This is a genomic window from Butyricimonas sp. RTP31003st1_G1_RTP31003_210430, assembly GCF_040920905.1.
In the GTDB taxonomy this organism is placed as follows: Bacteria; Bacteroidota; Bacteroidia; order Bacteroidales; family Marinifilaceae; genus Butyricimonas; species Butyricimonas paravirosa.
Genome location: NZ_JBCOSQ010000020.1, coordinates 14,042 through 31,902, shown reverse-complemented (window position 1 = coordinate 31,902; position 17,861 = coordinate 14,042). Strand labels below are relative to the sequence as shown.

Below are 17,861 nucleotides of genomic sequence, written 5' to 3'. Positions count from 1 at the left end.
TTATATTATACAGACGAATCATTCTTGTAGATTCTTAAAATAATCAGCCTCCACCGGATCATCGGGACAAGCAGCATTTTGCATGGCAACGATATCCAATCCAAGTACATCCGTCAAATATGGAACGATGTCAATTGTACGCTCCAGCATTTTAGGAAAATGTTCAAAGGTGTAGTCTAATTCTGCTTTAGGTGTTGTAGTCAAATTACTGATATAGTCAGCAACATCAACTTGTCGCTTAGGAATTAAGACTGTTTCTGCAGGAGAACTATTCCAATACCCGTTCGTACGGAAAGTATAAACACAATCCGTATATTTACCATCAGGATCCTCTAACCAAGCTGTCGCATATATTGCTGTCGCATCATCTTTCCCGTTTGCTTTCTTCAATCTTGAGTTGAAGAAATCCGTCGGTTCCTCTGTTGCTCCTAAATACAAGCGTGAAATCAACAGATCAGAAAACTCCTTTTTCCATGACGTCCAATCCTCATCCGTGTAAGCTTTCATTACTTCTCCCAAATTAGGGATAATCAACATATCCTCACGCTCCAAATAAGTTTCAACCAAGTCATCCGGATCATACGAAGAATTATCACACAAAGAATCACATAAGAATACCCGTATAAACCAATTTCTCCGAATGTAATCCCCATCCATCCCGGCAAACACCTCATCTTGCAATTTATTTACAACCGTTCTCACCAGTTCCCGGTTTTCCTCCTTTACAGGAGTATACCATCTATTAACACCCCCGGTCCAGTTAGCGGTTTGAAAAGCATATTCACTATAATCATATAGATAATACACTCCACAAAATTCCCATGTGTTATAAATCAATTCTTCCAATGAACCAGGTTCGCCTTTAGTTAATCCATATAATGGTCCTCCTAAATCCGGATTCGGGGTCAATTTTTCAGAACAGGCTGAAATAAGTAATATGACAGATATCAGATATATATTTAAACTTTTTTTCATAATCAATCATTTTAAAAGATAAATCGTTACTCCGCATTAATCACTTCACGGGCATTATCAACACAATCTGTATTGTATGTCAATTCTGAAGAAGGAATACCAAGCACATAATTCGGACTACCTTGCCTCAAGGTATAAGTTTCGTAATTATTCCAAGAAGTATACCATCGGTGTTCGATTTCCGGCATTCCCTGACGACGCAAGTCCCAGAAACGCATAGCCTCTTCAAAACATAGTTCCCGACGGCGTTCTGCCCATATGAATTTAAGCAAATCATCACTATTTTTAAAATCAGCCATTTGTTTGTCAACATACTTATCCGTACTGATACGTCCACGGCGTAATGAATTTAGCAAATCAATAGCCTGCTGGTCTATCGCATTACTCTTCCGAACATAAGCCTCCGCTAGATTTAACAATACTTCAACGCTCCGCCAATTTTCATGAAACAACTTTTCATTCGGTTTCTCGGCCCCGGTACTATATCTTCTTCGATATTTAATCGGATATTGATAGTTATAGGTAATTTCCGTATAAAAACCCCATTTATCTGTCTCTCCCGGTTTATCCGATTTAAAATAAGCCTGCAAACGTAAATCCCCCTCGTCATATGATTTCAGCAATGAATTCTCAGCCTCCTGTGATGGCCGGAATCCCAATCCATACATATATCCAGACATCGTAATAGCCAAGAAATCATAAGAATATGATGAATTACCGAATGTAAATACAATTTCCGGATTAACCAACCCATCCATCATGCAAAAGCCTTTACTGTCATTTGTATTAGTAAGTAACTCAGGATCAACCGAATTCAAATCATAAACCTCTGAATTATTCTCCATGAACAATTCTCCTAAACGAATCACTTCATCCCAATTCTCTTGGAAAAGCGCAATTCTGGACCCTAATAACCACACGGCAGGCTGTGTTAATAAATGAATGTTGTCCGCAGCCGTACTTATTTCCATATATTTCTCCGCTTTTTCAATATCCTCGTTTATCAATTTATAAGTTTCACGAAGAGTTGACCGTTTACGAGCCTGTATATCCACTTGCGGCGTCGTACGAAGAATAACACCAGCTTTCTCCAAATTTTCCTCTGCATAAGGAGCAGCATAGGTGTTTACCAAACACCAGTAATTATAAGCTCTTAAAGCATAAGCCTGCCCGGCTAAATGATTAAATTTACCGGAATCCTGCACCTCCATCGTCGGCAGAGCATCTATCACGATGTTACAAGCCAAAATATTCTCATAACGAGCATTCCAGAAATTATCTGTCAATTTCTCTTCTATATCCACATTCCAAGTATAAGCCTGTTTTCCTTCTCCCCCCTCAAGAACATCAAAAGCATTTCCGTCTTTGTCTAAATAAGCCTCACCCAAAGAATCAATTTCCAAACGGCCAGACTCGACATCATCCGTCATTAATTTAAACCACGAAACATCATCATTAAAGTCTGATGGATAACCTTCCGCATACAACATTGGAGAAAATTCTTCCACTTTCTTGGGAATCAGCAAATCTCCGGAATCTTCTTTTAAATAATCACTACATCCCGTAGCAATTAACGCTCCCAACAATATCTTTCCACTATATCTAAAAATATTCTTCTTCATATACTCAAATTTCTTAGAATGAAACATTTATTCCAAAACTATAAGCAGGTAATACCGGAATATTAGCATCCGGAGTTTCAGGATCTAAGCCTTGCCATTTTTTGCTGGCCCATACGTGCAAGTTGGTTGCCTGAAAACGCAGCATCATCGAAGAAACACCTATCTTCTTAACCAGTTCTTCCGGCATCGCATAACTCAAACCAATTAAACGTAAACGTAAATAATCCGCTTTAGCAACCCGATGATCAGATTTGTCATAATAATACGTACACTGCTCTACGGCTCTTCTGCCATCCTCATCATCGACATAGTTCATTAACCCTTCATATCTGAAATTATTTGCAAACTCTGAATTATAGAGTGCGGGAATATCAGTTTTTAATTCATCTCCGGACTTTCTCCAACGTTTCTTCCAATCAGTAGAAACATTTGATAATGGGTCGAATACTTTAGAATTATCATCATATACATCAGGTAAACGTTTCACACCCCCAATATTGTAAGCAAAACCAATATTTAATGACAAACGTTTTTTAAATGTCAATTGAGTATCAAAACCACCCGATAAATCCGGATTAATGGAACCACTCTTAACTAATTTCATCATTGTCGGATCTCCACCATGATATTTTTTACCATCTTTCCCATAAAATAGAGGATAACCATTATCGGCAGACAACCCAGCATAAGCAAATGAATACATCATGCCTAATTTCTCTCCTTCCACGGCCAGATTTCCATTCAACATTTCAGTGATCTTCTCCAAATCATTGTACAAATTATCATTTGCCAATATCACTTCGTTCGTATTTCTTCCAAAGTTCACATTAAAGTTCCAGTCAAATAATTTACTTTTCAATAAACCAACGCTCAAATTACCCTCCACACCAGTGTTGTTCATCTGACCAGCATTGATATACAAGTGCTGTTTACCATTGGATGCTGCTACAGTCTTATCAATAATCAAATCATCCGTATGTTTTTTGTATACATCCACACTTCCGGATAATCTTCCTGACCAGAAAGAAAAATCTACCGCAACGTTCCAAGAAGAGGTCTTTTCCCAACGTAAATCAGGATTAGGCAAACGATAAATAGTCGATTGATCCAAAGTACTCGTTTCGTTACGATCACCGATTTCCAATATCAAATTAGGCGTTGAATCATCGTGAATGTTTCCTTGGACCCCATAACTACCGCGAATCGACACGAAATGTCCTTTATCAGCAAAAGCAGATAAAAAGCTTTCATTGGTCAACGTCCATTTACCGGCAACAGACCATGTAGGTAACCATCTGTATTTGGGATTACTACCAAATTTATTCGCTCCATCGGAACGGATATTAAAATTCAAAACATAGCGGTTGTCATAAGTATAGCTAGCTGTTCCAAAGAAAGAGGCCACTCGGGATATAGTATTCGTATTCGTGGGAAGTAATTTCCCTTTCGCTGCATAATTTTGTGTAAATCTATCCGTATAAATCGGCATAAAACGTTCTCCAAATTCAGGCGTCCAACCATATCCCGTTACACTAGTACCACTATACTTGTTCCCTCTTAATTCCGAACCTACATAAATATTAATATCATGCACACCTCCAAACATCGCCACGTAGTTCAAAGCATTTCTCACGGTATAACCGGTTTTCGTTGTATTCTTGCTGGTTAGAATACCACCATAAGGCAACGAAGACTCCCAGTATTTATCTTCAGTCTCGTCATATTCCTTATAATTATACCCTCGAATCTTTGCTACTGCATTTGATTCTTCCGTTTGCCAGTCTCTTTGTTCAGTCGTTGAATTGTGGAAAGAGAACGTTCCCTGATAAGATATATTCTTGATTAATTTTACATTCAAATTTAACAAGGCATTAAAATCATTCGTCTTAGCACTCTGGCCAGTCTCATCCAACTCTTTCAAAATATTATATTCATAAGCAGACCCTTGCTTGTACATATGATAGCTACCATCAGCCTCATAAGGACTTAAAGTACGGGAAGTCTTGTAAGCATAAGAAAAAGGATTTACTCCTACTGCATACCCGTCATTCTTAGTTGTACTATAATCAATTTTAGTCATAAAATTGACATACTCACCCAAATTCACGTCCACTTTGGCTAAAGTCGTGAAACGTTCACTCAAAGATTTTTGTGCTGCTCCCTGATTATTATTATACCCAGCAGAAAAATAATATCTTGTTTGTTCATTTCCTCCTTGTACACTTAACGTATGATTGTGAGTTACCGCATTCCGGAACAGGATATCAAACCAATCGGTATTACGTTTAGCCATTTCCATCGCTAACTCAGAGAATTCTGCATGGGTAATTCTTCTATTTACCAGCTCATTCACCAATCCCTCATAAGAATCATTGGGATCAAGTGAAATATTACTCCCGTATTTCAATCCATCCTCGATAACTTCCTTCGACAAGGTCATACGCTCTGACGAGTTCATCAAATCAAAATTCCGATAAGATGGACGCTGATTTACGACCACTTCACCATGGTAAGACACAGAAGGCTTTCCTATTTTCCCCTTTTTCGTAGTCAAGACGATCACACCATTCGCAGCTTTCACACCATAAATTGCTGTAGCAGATGCATCTTTCAATACGGTAATGGATTCAATATCCTGCGGACTAATACCGGCAATGGCATTACCAACCAAGTACTCGGCATCCTCGCTATTCAAATCTGAAGCAGTAATAGGTACATCCTGTTCCAAGATCACACCGTCAACCACCCAAACCGGAGCCTTATTCCCATTAATGGTCGAAGTTCCACGAATTCGAATTTTCGGGGTTGCACTCGGTTCTCCTGAAGTATTTATCACCATCAATCCCGGTATTTGTCCCTGTAACATCTGGTCAATACTTGTAGCTCCCGCCACATAAATCTCGTCCGTTTTCACCACGGAAACCGCACTTGCAGACTCTCGACGATTCACTGTCTGATAACCCGTCACAACAACTTCGTCCATGTCTACCGTAGAGTACTTCATCACCACGTGTAAAGAATCCTGTCCTTGCCAAGTAATTACTTTCTGCTCCATCCCCACAAAAGAGAAAAGTAATTTTTGACCTATTTTATTCTCAATCATCATCTGGAACAATCCGTCCACGTCCGATGCCACTCCACGAGTCGTTCCTTCCACAACAACAGAAACCCCGGGAAGAGGCACCCCATCTGTATCAACCACTTTCCCCTTGATCAATTTTAACTTAACTTCATCCTTTTTCTGTGGTGTCGGTTTAACAATTACCACACCTTCTGAATACTCGTAACTAAAAGGCAATCCCTCGAAAATACGCTCCAAAGCTTTCTCGAAAGGTTCATTTGTCAGAACCATGTTAAGTTTCACGTTCAAACTTGCAATCTCCTCTTCATTGAACACGAAATAAACTCCTGTCTGATTCTTCAACTCTTTAATAGTCTCCCTGAGACTTGCATTCTCTAATTTCAACGTCACAGATTGTGACGATACACTGGCTATTGCCGTGAAAGAGAAGAACATGGTCAAAAGCAAAGTCAATCTCATTGCTAAATAAATTTTTCCCCTCGCATTTTCAGGCGAGGATTGTGTAGAATTTCGTCTTTTTTTCATACATTTGGATACTTTGATTAATAAACGTAGCCTTTTGCCGAAGGCTGCCATTAAATTTTCAACATAGAACGGGGAGTGCTGGGAACATTTCCCGTTTTTATGTTTCTTCTATTTCATCACTGAAGTTATTGTAACATTTCTTCCATTAATAATAAATTTTACGTTAGTTGTTTTTTCTATCATATCTAGCACGCCATTTAGATCTTCATATTTCCGCACCACTCCGGTAAAACGACGCTTTTTATATTCTGATGCCGAAAAAGTAAATTGTACATCATACCATCGGGCCAATTGCACCACAATATCATCCAATTCCATATTCTCGTATTCAAATACACCCCGCACCCACGAGGTGTACAAAGAAAGTTCCACTGCACGTTGGCTGATAGTTCCGGAACGTTGGTCGACCACAGCCTGATATCCCGGTTTTAATACGACCTGATTACCTCCAGATATTACTTGCACAGTCCCTTGTACCAAAGTTGTCATAATCCCTTCATTTTCTGGATAAGCCGAAACACAGAATTTCGTTCCCAACACTCGCACGCTCACATCATTTATCCGCACGATAAAAGGTTTATTCTCGTCATGTTTCACGTCAAAATACACTTCACCCTCAACAAGGACCTCTCGCGCATCTCCCGTAAAACGAGTGGGGAATGTTAATCGTGAAGATGAATTCAACCATACCATCGTTCCATCCGCCAACGTGAAATGGTATTCCCCGCCAACCGGAGCCGAAATGGTATGATATATCGGTTTCTCTTCTATCTCGTCATTTACCTCCACGTTATCATATCGCAATTCATTCTTTTTATCTTTCAAAACAGTAGCCCCGTACTGCCCTATTACCTCTTGTAAATTATCTTGTGTCAAATCGACTTGTATTCCATCTGCCACAATCAGAGTTGCTTTCGTTCCTCCGGCATGCACCTTCGCCAGCACGGGAGACATCTCTTCTGATTTCGGAGTATAAAAGAATACAAATGATAACGCAAACAAGATCACAACAGAAGCCACAGCAGTAATCTGAATCCATAACTGTCTTCTCTTACGAGCCTTGATCTTTTCCCGTATATGTTCCAATGAATCCGAGGCATCTTTACTCGAACGAGCAACCATTTGATACTCCCGCACCATTTTCACCCCCTCCATAAAAAGTTGTTTGTTTTCCTCCGCCTCGTCCATCCACGCTCGCAACTCCCGTTCCTCACTCTTATCCAAAAGTCCGGAACAATAATCACCAATCCACTGCCAAATTTTACCGTTCATCTCAATCTATTTTCTCTTATATACCGGAAGATTGAAAAAGAGATGACAACTTTTTTAGGAAAAATTGCAGGAAAAATAATTTTAACAAAATGAAGGAGTAAAAACTTATCGCAAAATAATAAAAAACAACACCAAAGCGTTTCCACCCAGCTCTTCTTTTAACTGTTTCAATGCCCTGTAATACATTGTCTTCACGGTATTCACGGTTATCCCAAAACGGTCACCCACTTGCTGGTAGGTCAGGTTATCCAACACCACGGCTTTAAATATTTCTTTTGTCTTTCCCGGTAAAGCCTCCACCCGGGCATATACTTTATCGCGTAATCGAGAGAACTCGCTCTCATCATACTCTGCCAATTCTTCTAAAAACTGATCCACATACTTCTCCACGTCGTCAAACATGATCCTTCCCCGACGTGTCGCAAACTTTGAGGCAGCCTTGGCTACTGCCCCGAAAAGATAAGAACGAACGGAACCGGAAAAAACAGTTCGTTTCTTGTTCATCCAGAAAGAAACAAACACCTCCTGCACAATATCCTCTACATCATCCGCATTCGAAACAAACCGCAACGCATACACACACAATGCCCGATAATAATTATCAAAAAGCATATTCAGACAGACCTCATTTCCTGCCTCCAGTTCGTGTACAATTTCCGATTCGCTATATACCATACAAAAATCTAAATCGACAATTATGATTCATGCAAAGATAGACATTCTCGCCAAGAATCAAAATTATCGACATATTACTAACCCACAAAAAAGTAGGCCGTTTCAAAAGAAAAACGACCAACCTCATATGATTTTAAGAATCCTTATTTATTTTCGAAAATGATCTTGTCATCCTTCACGTCTACCACGATACGGCTATCTTTGGAGACTTCCTCTGCAAGAATCTGTTTTGACAAATCATTTAACAATGTACGTTGAATAACCCTTTTTACGGGACGAGCGCCAAACTGCGGATCATACCCGGCATCTGCCAGCCATTGAACAGCCTTGTCGGTAATCTCGATGGCAATACCATTGTTTTCCAACATCTTCTTTACGCCATTGAATTGCAAACGTACAATATCCACGATTTCCGACTTCTTCAACGGGGCAAACATGATGATCTCGTCGATACGGTTCAAGAACTCCGGGCGAATCGTCTGTTTCAACATCTCGTACACCTCGTGATTCGTCTTGTCAAGTACCTCATCCCGGTTATTCTCATCGATGCCTTTCAAACGTTCCTGAATGATATGCGCACCGATATTCGAAGTCATGATGATAATCGTATTTTTGAAATCGACTACCCGACCTTTATTATCAGTTAAACGCCCGTCATCCAGCACTTGCAACAAGATGTTGAACACGTCGGGATGAGCTTTCTCGATCTCGTCCAGCAAAACCACGGAATAAGGTTTCCGACGAACAGCCTCCGTCAACTGACCACCTTCATCATATCCCACGTACCCCGGAGGCGCCCCGATCAACCGGGAAACAGAATGACGCTCCTGGTACTCGGACATATCAATACGGGTCATCAAGGATTCATCGTCAAACAGGAACTCTGCCAATGCCTTCGCCAACTCGGTTTTACCGACTCCCGTGGTTCCGAGGAAGATAAACGAACCGATAGGACGTTTCGCATCCTGCAATCCTGCACGGTTACGACGAACGGCATCTGCCAGTGCCGTAATGGCCATTTCCTGACCGACTACCCGTTTGTGCAACTCGTCTTCCAAGTGTAATAATTTCTGACGCTCACTCTGCATCATCCGGCTCACCGGAATGCCCGTCCACTTGGACACGACAGCCGCGATATCATCTTCCGTCACCTCTTCCCGAATCAACGACTCTCCATGTTTCATATCCGCCAGCTTGGCCTTCACCTCTTCAATACGACGCTCGGCCTCCTTAATCTTACCGTAACGAATCTCGGCAACCTTTCCGTAATCGCCTTCCCGCTCAGCCCGGTCTGCCTCGAAACGGTACTGTTCAATCGCATCCTTATTCTTCTGGATCTCGTCAATTAAAGAACGCTCAGACTCCCATTGGGCTCGCAATTTCGTACGCTCTTGATTCAAATCGGCCAAATCTTTCTGGATCTCGTCCAGTTTCTTGCTTTTCCCTTCCCGCTTGATCGCCTCTTTCTCAATTTCCAACTGTTTGATCTTACGGTCCAGTTCATCAATCTCCTCCGGCACGGAATTCATCTCCAAACGCAGACGGGCAGCCGCCTCATCCACCAAGTCGATAGCTTTATCCGGCAAGAATCGATCCGAAATATACCTGTGAGATAACTCCACGGATGCAATGATGGCATCATCCGTGATCCGTACCTTATGGTGATTCTCGTAACGTTCCTTCAATCCCCGCATGATACTGATCGCACTCATCACGTCCGGTTCGTCAATCATCACTTTCTGGAAACGACGCTCCAAGGCTTTATCCTGTTCAAAATATTTCTGGTACTCGTTCAACGTGGTTGCACCGATAGCCCTCAAATCACCACGAGCCAAAGCGGGTTTCAATATATTCGCCGCATCCATTGCCCCGTCAGACTTTCCAGCCCCCACCAAGGTATGAATCTCATCGATAAACAGGATAATTTCTCCTTCCGAAGACAACACCTCGTTCACAACCGATTTCAAACGTTCCTCGAATTCTCCTTTATACTTTGCCCCCGCGATCAAGGCTCCCATATCCAGCGAGTAAATACTCTTGGATGCCAGATTTGAAGGCACATCCCCGTTCACGATACGCTGCGCCAATCCCTCGGCAATAGCCGTTTTACCAACACCCGGCTCTCCGATTAAAATCGGGTTATTTTTTGTTCTCCGGGACAATATCTGTAATACCCGACGGATTTCATCATCTCGTCCGATTACAGGATCCAGCTTACCGTTCCGAGCTCTTTCATTCAAATTGATGGCATACCTCCCCAGCGCATCATAATTATCTTCTGCCGACTGAGAATTTACTTTCGACCCCTTCCGCAACTCGTCAATCGCCGCACGGGTTTCCTTCTCGGTCATTCCCGCATCCTTCAACATACCGGAAACCGGATCCTTCACTGATAATAATCCCAATAAAATATGTTCCAAAGAAACATACTGGTCACCCATCTCTCCCGCCAACTTCGTGGCTTTCTCCAACACTTTATTAGCCTCGTCGGACAAATAGGGAGAACCTCCCGACACTTTCGGGTATCCGTCCACGATTCGATCCAAAGCAGCCAAGACATTCCGGCTATTTACACCCAACTTGTTAAAAATAAAGTTCGTGATATTTTCACCTTTCTCGATCACGCCTCTCAACAGATGACCTGTTTCGATGGCTTGCTGACCTTTTTCCTGCGCAAGTTGCACGGCTGACTGCACGGCCTCTTGCGACTTAATTGTATAATTGTTCATGTTCATAGTCTCATTTTCTCCTTTCTGCCTTCAATTTTACAAAGTATATACCGAAACTCTTATCCAAAAGTTTCATCTGGACAAAATGAAAAAACATTTCGACCTATAACATTAACAATCAATAAAAAAACGAACTATTGATTTTTGTTTTCTAAAACAAAAGGTATTATAAATATGTCATTTTGTCTTTATGTTTTATAGAATATATGACAAAATGACTCAATTATTTACATTCTTTCCATCCCCGGAATATGTCACGAAACGGGGGATAGGCGATCCCTTTCTCCGTGATAATGGCCGTGATCAACTCGGCAGGAGTCACGTCAAAGGCGGGATTATACACGTGAATCCCCTCGGGAGCCATTCTTCGGGCATACCATTTCTCGGTCACCTCTGCCGGATCACGTTCCTCAATTTTAATCTCTTTGCCCGTGGTACAATCCATATCAATGGTGGACGTCGGCCCCAGCACGTAAAACGGAATTCCATAATATTTAGCCAACACGGCTACCCCCGAAGTACCGATTTTATTTGCCGTATCTCCATTGGCAGCCACCCGGTCACACCCAACCAGCACGGCCTGCACCCATCCCTGTTTCATCACCGAAGAGGCCATATTATCACATATCAAGGTTACATCCACTCCCGCTTTCTGCAATTCGAAGGCCGTCAACCTCGCCCCTTGCAGTAACGGGCGGGTTTCATCGGCAAAAACCGAAAAACCGAATCCTTGTTCCTGTCCCAAATAAATCGGGGCCAAAGCCGTACCGTATTCAGAAACCGCCAGATGCCCCGCGTTACAATGCGTGAGCAAGCCCATTCCCGGTTTCAACAGCGACAATCCATGTTCTCCAATTTTCCGGCACGCCGCCGCGTCTTCTTTCCGAATCTCCTCGGCCTCTTCCCGCAAGACTTGTTTCAAAACTTCCACCCCCGCACCTTGACATTTCAACAACGCAACTTCCATTCGCTCCAATGCCGTAAATAAATTTACCGCCGTGGGCCGGGAAGATGCCAGATAATTCTTCACCCTTGCAAACTCCCGGTAGAAATCATCAACCTCGTCCACCTTTTGCATACACACGGAAATCCCGTAAGCGGCAGCCACCCCGATGGCAGGCGCACCCCTTACCTTTAACAAATAAATGGCCTCCCAAATTTCCTCCGGAGTTTTCAACGCCAAATAAACTTCCCGTTCCGGAAGTTGCGTCTGGTCAATAATCACCAACGCACCCAGCTCATAATCCGCACGTGCGGTCACTATATCAAATATATTACTCATAACTCATATTGCCGGTTCAAGATTTTCATTCCCTGCAATATTACACATTTTCCCCGGAATCTCATCTATATTAAATCTACCTCTTCGCCATTTTCAACACCTTCCAAGTACAAACCAGAATCAACACGCAACACACGAACATAATAGCACTCGTCGAGTAAAGAATATTTCCCATACCCGTTAAAGGAGAAACAATCCCTCCTCCCAAGAAGGTCAAGAAACCGAGTATTGCAGAGGCCGTCCCCGAATTCTGCCTTTCCAGATTCAAAGCCAGCGTCGTGGAAGTCGGCAGTATAATTCCCAAGAAGAAAAGAAACAGGAAAAAGACAATCTCAATAATGATAACGGATAATTCCATGCAGAGAGCCGCCCCGGTGCAACAGCACAGGAACATAAATCCCCATACACCCACTCGCAAAGCATGTTCATTCGACCGAAAACGAACTACACTCAGACTACCCAACATGATTGCCACGGCATTGCAGGCAAAACAAACGCTATACATAACAGGAGAAAGATGGTAATGTTCCTGAAAAACAAACGGCGAAGATGCGATATATGAAAACATCACTCCCATTCCCAAGACTTGAATCAACACGAAATACATGAATTTCCGATGCCGCAACACCTCTTTATAATAAACAAACCGCTCTTTCAACTCCCCTTGTAACCGGTTTTCTTTAGACAAAGAATCATGAAACCTTAACAAAACCAGCAACAACAATATCCCGATTAACACCAGCAACCCGAATATTCCCCGCCAATTCGTCACCAATAGCAACAGCCCTCCCAACACAGGCGCACAAATCGGAGCTAATCCCTGCACGCAAGCCAGCATGGAAAAGAATTTCGCCAAATCCTTTCCCCCGTACAAATCAGTCGCTATCGACTTGGAAATCACGATTCCCCCCGCACCCGAAAATCCTTGGATAAAACGAGCCAGAATAAAAATCTCTATACTAGGCGAGAAGACACAGCCAATCGATGACAAAACAAAGAAGAACATCGAGATCACTAACGGTCGCTTTCTTCCAAATTTATCACTCACCGGACCCAAAAATATCTGTCCCACAGCCAACCCGATCATACTAAACGTCAAACTCAACTGCACCTGCGAGGCTGTCGTATCAAAATAAGTCACCAAATTGGGAAATGCCGGCAAGTAAAAGTCCGTCACGAAAGGCCCTAGGGCCGAAACCATTCCGACGACAATAAGTATGTAAATTTTCGAATTTCTCTGTTCCATAATCTCTAGTTTTTATCATTTTTACATCGCGAATATCCCCAACATTCTACAAACATTTTCGTCCTAATCATCCACAGATTTGCCCTATAATGCTTTTTCGTGCAAATATCTTATCTTTGTTTCCGGAACATGAAACCAGAGTACATGCAAAAAGGAAATGACATACCAAACAGCACGACAATCCCCTCTCTTGGAAATTTCTTTATTTCCATGTTAAGCAAGGAATCCTTCATCCAATTATTTCCTCTCCACAAGCCACGACGTAACGACATCAACGGCCTGACCGTCATCATGATTACCGCCGGAGAAGGTCATTTGAAAATCAATACTAAAGACCACCTCGTTCACCCCGGCACGTTAATCTCTCTTTTACCTTTCCACCTGATCGAGAATCATTACCTGTCAGATGATTTCGCTTGTAAATACCTGTCTTACAGCTTTGACTTCATGGTTGATTTCCCGTTCGTTCTCAAATCGGGGACCTCGGAAAGAATAGGCAACAAACCCTACCTATCCTTAACAAACGAAGAATTCAACCACCTGGACGAATTCTTCGTTTTTATTTCCCACCAGGCAGCCAGACTCGATCATCCCTCCCGGGAGGAGATCACCAAAGCCTTACTTTTCTCCTTCATCGCAGAACTCAGTTTCATTTACTCTCACCAAACCGTACTCGTGGGAACCAATCGCCAAAAACAAATTGTAGACGATTTCTTCCGGCTATTGCACCAGCACCACAAACAAGAACGCTCCCCATCGTTCTATGCCGACAAACTTTGCATGACATCGAAATACCTATCGAGCATACTGAAACAAACCACCGATTGCTCCCTCTACCAGTGGATAACGAATTTCAGCCTGCAAGAAGCCAAAGTATTATTGAGATCATCGGACATGAGTATCATCCAGATTTCCGAAGAACTTAACTACCCGAACTCTTCCTTTTTCGCCCGCTTTTTCAAAAAACACACGGGCATGACACCCCTACAATTCAGAAACAACAAGCAAGTTCATGAAACTTCCGAAGAATGAAACAAAAAGCCGTTTTCCCCGTTATCTTAAAATAAAAACAATGCTCTTATGAAACAGAAATTATCAATAACCCTATGGGTGATATTGCCCCTTATCACCTTCTTCCCCAGAGAACTCAAAGCCTGCACCGGAATCACGTTGAAAGCCAAGGATGGTTCCTGCATCGTGGCCCGCACCATAGAATGGGGAAGTAGCAATCTCAATAGCCAATATGTTGTCGTACCAAGAGAATATAAACAACAATCCTACATTCCCGGCGGCACAACAGAAGGGATGATTTTCACGGCTCGCTACGGGTATATCGGGCTAGCCGTGGAGCAAGAACAATTCGTGGCAGAAGGACTGAATGAGGCAGGACTCTCTGCCGGACTGTTTTACTTCCCGCAATACGGGAAATATGAAACTTATAATCCCAAAGAAAAAGCATCCAGCATTGCCGACCTACAACTCGTTTCATGGATATTGGGCAGTTGCAAGACCGTGGACGAAGTAAAAGAATCCATCAAAAAAGTTCATGTCATCGGTATCGATCCGAGGGCATCTACCGCCCACTGGCGTTTTGCCGACACCACCGGACGCCAGATCGTTCTCGAAATCATCAATGAAAAACCGATCTTTTACGAGAACAAACTAGGTGTACTGACCAACTCCCCAAGTTTCGACTGGCAGATGACAAACCTGAATAACTATGTCAACTTGATTCCCGGTATGGCCCCCTCCCAACAACTGGACGGAGTGACTCTTACTTCTTTCGGAAACGGAAGTGGTTTTCTTGGTATACCGGGCGATATCACCCCTCCCTCCCGATTTGTCCGTGCCGCTTTCTATCAAGCAACCGCACCACGGCAAGAGACAGGGCAACAATCCGTTATTCAATGTTTCCAAATACTGAATAATTTTGACATACCCATCGGAATAGAGTTCGCTCCCGATCAAACTCCTGTTGATATTCCAAGTGCCACGCAATGGACCTCGGCAACCGACATGACGAACCGCATGATCTACTATCGTACCATGTACGATAGCGCCATCCGTTGCATCGATCTCCGTAAGATCAATTTTGCCCGGGTAAAATATCAAACAGAGCCTCTCGACAAAGTAAACCAGCAACCGATAATCCCGATCCGGATCGGATAATAAAATAGAGGGGCCACTCAAGCAGCCCCTCTACACACACGTTCACTTTATCTTTAATCGTCAATATCCACTACCTGAAACTTATTATTGAATTTAATCTCCAAGCGATTTGACAATTTGATCTCATATCCTTCCGAGTCATGCTCGATCTCTAAAATTTTTGCCTCCGGATAATTGGCCTTCACATATTTAAGTATCGCTTCCGGAATAATGGCAGCAGGAACCTCACCCGTCTTGCATTTCACCTCTGTCCAATCTCCCGATTTATCGAATTCCAACTTTTCCCCGCTTGCAAACACCACATCATAACTCTTGTAAAACAAACCCGTCTCCTGTGTTATCAATGCCACTTTCTGATCTTTAAAATAAGTCGTGATAAACGTCTGCGCCTTCGCCGGTAACTGATTCATCTCAATCGGCTTGTCATTATCAGCCTTTACTATCGTCATCGAGAATAAACATACGAGTAAAAAAACAATCTTTTTCATATTCTTCTATTTTTAATGGGTTACTATTTTATTATTTACATGACAAAAATATCCCCCGAATCTGAAAAGAATCTGGAAAAATTAAGAACCTGTTTAAATTTCGCATGGATAAGATAAAAATATCGAGTGTCAGTTGTTCAAAAGACAGGCTATCCAATACAAGATAGTTATCCACGAACAAGTGTTTCACCACTCCCATGGTATGCTGTTACACTATTGTTTGGCTAGGTCTTCTCCGTGCTTTCTCCGTGCTTTCTCCGTGTCACTTGCGAGTGATCGCCGGAGGAAATACATTTGAACGCAGCACAAATCAAGACGGGATCATATTGGAACATTAAAGGAACATCGAAGGGACATTGGCACGCCCTAGGGGTAATCAAGCAACGACAAGATTTTGTTCAACAAAATTTAAACAGACTTTAAAATACCCGATCTCGTAACACTCGAGAACAATCTACGATAATACCACAACCCAACAACATCAGCCAAGAACCAACCAATAGGGATTGACCACCAGATTCCCACAACCCCGATAGCCGGAATCGCGGATAAAGCATAAGCCAAAGCGACACGAGTTCCCAAAGAAATAACAGTCAGCACGACCGACATCCCCGGTTTCCGAATCCCCCGATAGAAACCATACAACAGGAACAAGCAACCGATTCCACAATAAAAAGCCCCTTCGATTCGCAGGTACTGAACCCCAATAGAAATAATTTCCGTTTCATGTGCCGGAACAAAAATCAACATCAAGGGACGGGCAAATGCGAATACAAGAAGAGAAATAAACACACAGAAAATAGTTGCAGAAACAACCGCCACCCGGATTCCATCTCGAATACGCTTCATTTGTCCGGCTCCAAAATTCTGGGCTATAAACGTCGAGAAGGCGTTCCCGAAATCCTGCACGGGCATATAAGCAAACGAATCTATTTTAACCGCGGCCGCAAACGCTGCCATCACGGCAACCCCGAAACTATTGATCAATCCCTGTACCATCAATATACCGAAATTCATCACGGACTGCTGGGCGCAAGTCAAGGATGAATAAACCGCAATCTCCTTTACCGTTTGCCACTTCATGCACATATCCTCCCGCCGAATTCGGAACTCCGGAAATTTCCGGATCGTGTACACACAAAGTCCTACCCCCGAAACGGCCTGTGCGATAACAGTTGCCCATGCCGCTCCCTTCACTCCCCAATCACACCACAAAATAAAAATCAAATCAAGCGCAATATTCAAAACAACCGCCACTCCTAAAAACCACAATGGCACGACGGAATTACCTATCGCACGCAGTAACGAGGCATAATAATTATAGATAAAGGTGAACCCGAGGCCCCAAAAGATTACCCAAAGATAATCACGCATCAACGGGTAAACATCTTCCGGGACTTGCAATAATCTCAGTATGGGATCAATCCATACGAAAACAGCAACATTCAAAACCAAAGTAACCAAGCCTATTAACACCAAAGAAACAAAAATACTACGTTTCAATGCCTCCCGGTCTCCCGCCCCATATTGCAGAGAAAAAATGGCCCCACTCCCCATGCACAACCCCAAAAGTACCGAAGTCAGAAATATCATCAACGAGTAAGCCGATCCGACCGCCGCCAACGCATTCGCCCCTAAAAACTGCCCCACGATCAGCGTGTCGGCAATATTATAGAATTGTTGCAACAGATTCCCTAAAATCATGGGTACAGCGAACCACAACAACCCAAGAGTTATATTTCCGGTCGTTAGACCCCGATCCTTTTTTATACCATTAAACGCCACGTCCCTCTCTG

The 17,861-nt window shown here is 42.7% G+C and carries 12 protein-coding genes; 2 read left to right on the top strand and 10 right to left on the bottom strand.

Translation table 11 applies throughout. The annotated features are described in order from the left end of the window. Positions 1-18: 18 nt before the first annotated feature. From AB5542_RS08195 to AB5542_RS08160, 8 genes are all read right to left on the bottom strand, one after another. The gene (locus AB5542_RS08195) at positions 19-975 is read right to left on the bottom strand and encodes a hypothetical protein (RefSeq protein ID WP_087421453.1); all 957 of its coding nucleotides are present in this window, start codon (positions 973-975) and stop codon (positions 19-21) included. A gap of 26 nt (positions 976-1,001) precedes the next feature. Then, the gene (locus AB5542_RS08190; RefSeq protein ID WP_279037041.1) at positions 1,002-2,597 is read right to left on the bottom strand and encodes a RagB/SusD family nutrient uptake outer membrane protein; all 1,596 of its coding nucleotides are present in this window, start codon (positions 2,595-2,597) and stop codon (positions 1,002-1,004) included. 13 nt (positions 2,598-2,610) lie between these two features. Next, positions 2,611-6,138 (bottom strand): SusC/RagA family TonB-linked outer membrane protein, encoded by a 3,528-nt coding sequence (locus AB5542_RS08185; RefSeq protein ID WP_288215165.1) that lies wholly within the window; start codon positions 6,136-6,138, stop codon positions 2,611-2,613. Between the two features lie 174 nt (positions 6,139-6,312). Next, positions 6,313-7,476, bottom strand: a complete 1,164-nt coding sequence (locus AB5542_RS08180) for a FecR family protein (RefSeq protein WP_279037037.1) — start codon at positions 7,474-7,476, stop codon at positions 6,313-6,315. Positions 7,477-7,581: 105 nt separating this feature from the next. Then, positions 7,582-8,151 carry an RNA polymerase sigma factor gene (locus AB5542_RS08175; RefSeq protein WP_087421449.1) on the bottom strand — a complete coding sequence of 190 codons (570 nt, stop codon included), beginning with the start codon at positions 8,149-8,151 and terminating at the stop codon, positions 7,582-7,584. A 143-nt stretch (positions 8,152-8,294) separates the two neighbouring features. Continuing rightward, positions 8,295-10,886: an ATP-dependent chaperone ClpB gene (gene clpB / locus AB5542_RS08170; RefSeq protein WP_087421448.1), complete on the bottom strand. Its 2,592-nt coding sequence runs from the start codon at positions 10,884-10,886 to the stop codon at positions 8,295-8,297. 217 nt (positions 10,887-11,103) lie between these two features. Further along, positions 11,104-12,162, bottom strand: coding sequence for an S-methyl-5-thioribose-1-phosphate isomerase (gene mtnA / locus AB5542_RS08165; RefSeq protein ID WP_288215164.1), 1,059 nt, complete (start codon positions 12,160-12,162; stop codon positions 11,104-11,106). A gap of 76 nt (positions 12,163-12,238) precedes the next feature. After that, positions 12,239-13,408: a multidrug effflux MFS transporter gene (locus AB5542_RS08160; RefSeq protein ID WP_279037033.1), complete on the bottom strand. Its 1,170-nt coding sequence runs from the start codon at positions 13,406-13,408 to the stop codon at positions 12,239-12,241. 144 nt (positions 13,409-13,552) lie between these two features. Here AB5542_RS08160 and AB5542_RS08155 point away from each other — a divergent pair, with 144 nt between their 5' ends. Together AB5542_RS08155 and AB5542_RS08150 are read left to right on the top strand one after the other, a co-directional pair. Next, a complete protein-coding gene (locus tag AB5542_RS08155) occupies positions 13,553-14,440 on the top strand; it encodes a helix-turn-helix domain-containing protein (RefSeq protein ID WP_158571848.1) in 888 nt (295 codons plus the stop codon). 48 nt (positions 14,441-14,488) lie between these two features. Next, entirely contained in the window at positions 14,489-15,577 is a 1,089-nt protein-coding gene (locus AB5542_RS08150) for a choloylglycine hydrolase family protein (protein WP_279037031.1), read from the top strand. A gap of 53 nt (positions 15,578-15,630) precedes the next feature. Here the strand turns inward: AB5542_RS08150 and AB5542_RS08145 are convergent, their stop codons facing one another. Together AB5542_RS08145 and AB5542_RS08140 are read right to left on the bottom strand one after the other, a co-directional pair. Beyond that, positions 15,631-16,065 carry a PepSY-like domain-containing protein gene (locus AB5542_RS08145; protein WP_087421443.1) on the bottom strand — a complete coding sequence of 145 codons (435 nt, stop codon included), beginning with the start codon at positions 16,063-16,065 and terminating at the stop codon, positions 15,631-15,633. Positions 16,066-16,473: 408 nt separating this feature from the next. Further along, complete coding sequence (locus tag AB5542_RS08140; protein WP_410518800.1) at positions 16,474-17,769, bottom strand: MATE family efflux transporter; 1,296 nt, start codon at positions 17,767-17,769, stop codon at positions 16,474-16,476. Positions 17,770-17,861 lie beyond the last annotated feature (92 nt).

Coding starts and splice junctions, on each gene's coding strand:
- AB5542_RS08155 (WP_158571848.1), top strand. CDS start 13,553: ATGCAAAAAGGAAATGACATACCAAACAGCACGACAATCCCCTCTCTT.
- AB5542_RS08150 (WP_279037031.1), top strand. CDS start 14,489: ATGAAACAGAAATTATCAATAACCCTATGGGTGATATTGCCCCTTATC.
- AB5542_RS08180 (WP_279037037.1), bottom strand. CDS start 7,476: ATGAACGGTAAAATTTGGCAGTGGATTGGTGATTATTGTTCCGGACTT.
- mtnA (WP_288215164.1), bottom strand. CDS start 12,162: ATGAGTAATATATTTGATATAGTGACCGCACGTGCGGATTATGAGCTG.
- AB5542_RS08185 (WP_288215165.1), bottom strand. CDS start 6,138: ATGAGATTGACTTTGCTTTTGACCATGTTCTTCTCTTTCACGGCAATA.
- AB5542_RS08145 (WP_087421443.1), bottom strand. CDS start 16,065: ATGAAAAAGATTGTTTTTTTACTCGTATGTTTATTCTCGATGACGATA.
- AB5542_RS08160 (WP_279037033.1), bottom strand. CDS start 13,408: ATGGAACAGAGAAATTCGAAAATTTACATACTTATTGTCGTCGGAATG.
- AB5542_RS08175 (WP_087421449.1), bottom strand. CDS start 8,151: ATGGTATATAGCGAATCGGAAATTGTACACGAACTGGAGGCAGGAAAT.
- AB5542_RS08140 (WP_410518800.1), bottom strand. CDS start 17,769: ATGATTTTAGGGAATCTGTTGCAACAATTCTATAATATTGCCGACACG.
- AB5542_RS08195 (WP_087421453.1), bottom strand. CDS start 975: ATGAAAAAAAGTTTAAATATATATCTGATATCTGTCATATTACTTATT.
- AB5542_RS08190 (WP_279037041.1), bottom strand. CDS start 2,597: ATGAAGAAGAATATTTTTAGATATAGTGGAAAGATATTGTTGGGAGCG.
- clpB (WP_087421448.1), bottom strand. CDS start 10,886: ATGAACATGAACAATTATACAATTAAGTCGCAAGAGGCCGTGCAGTCA.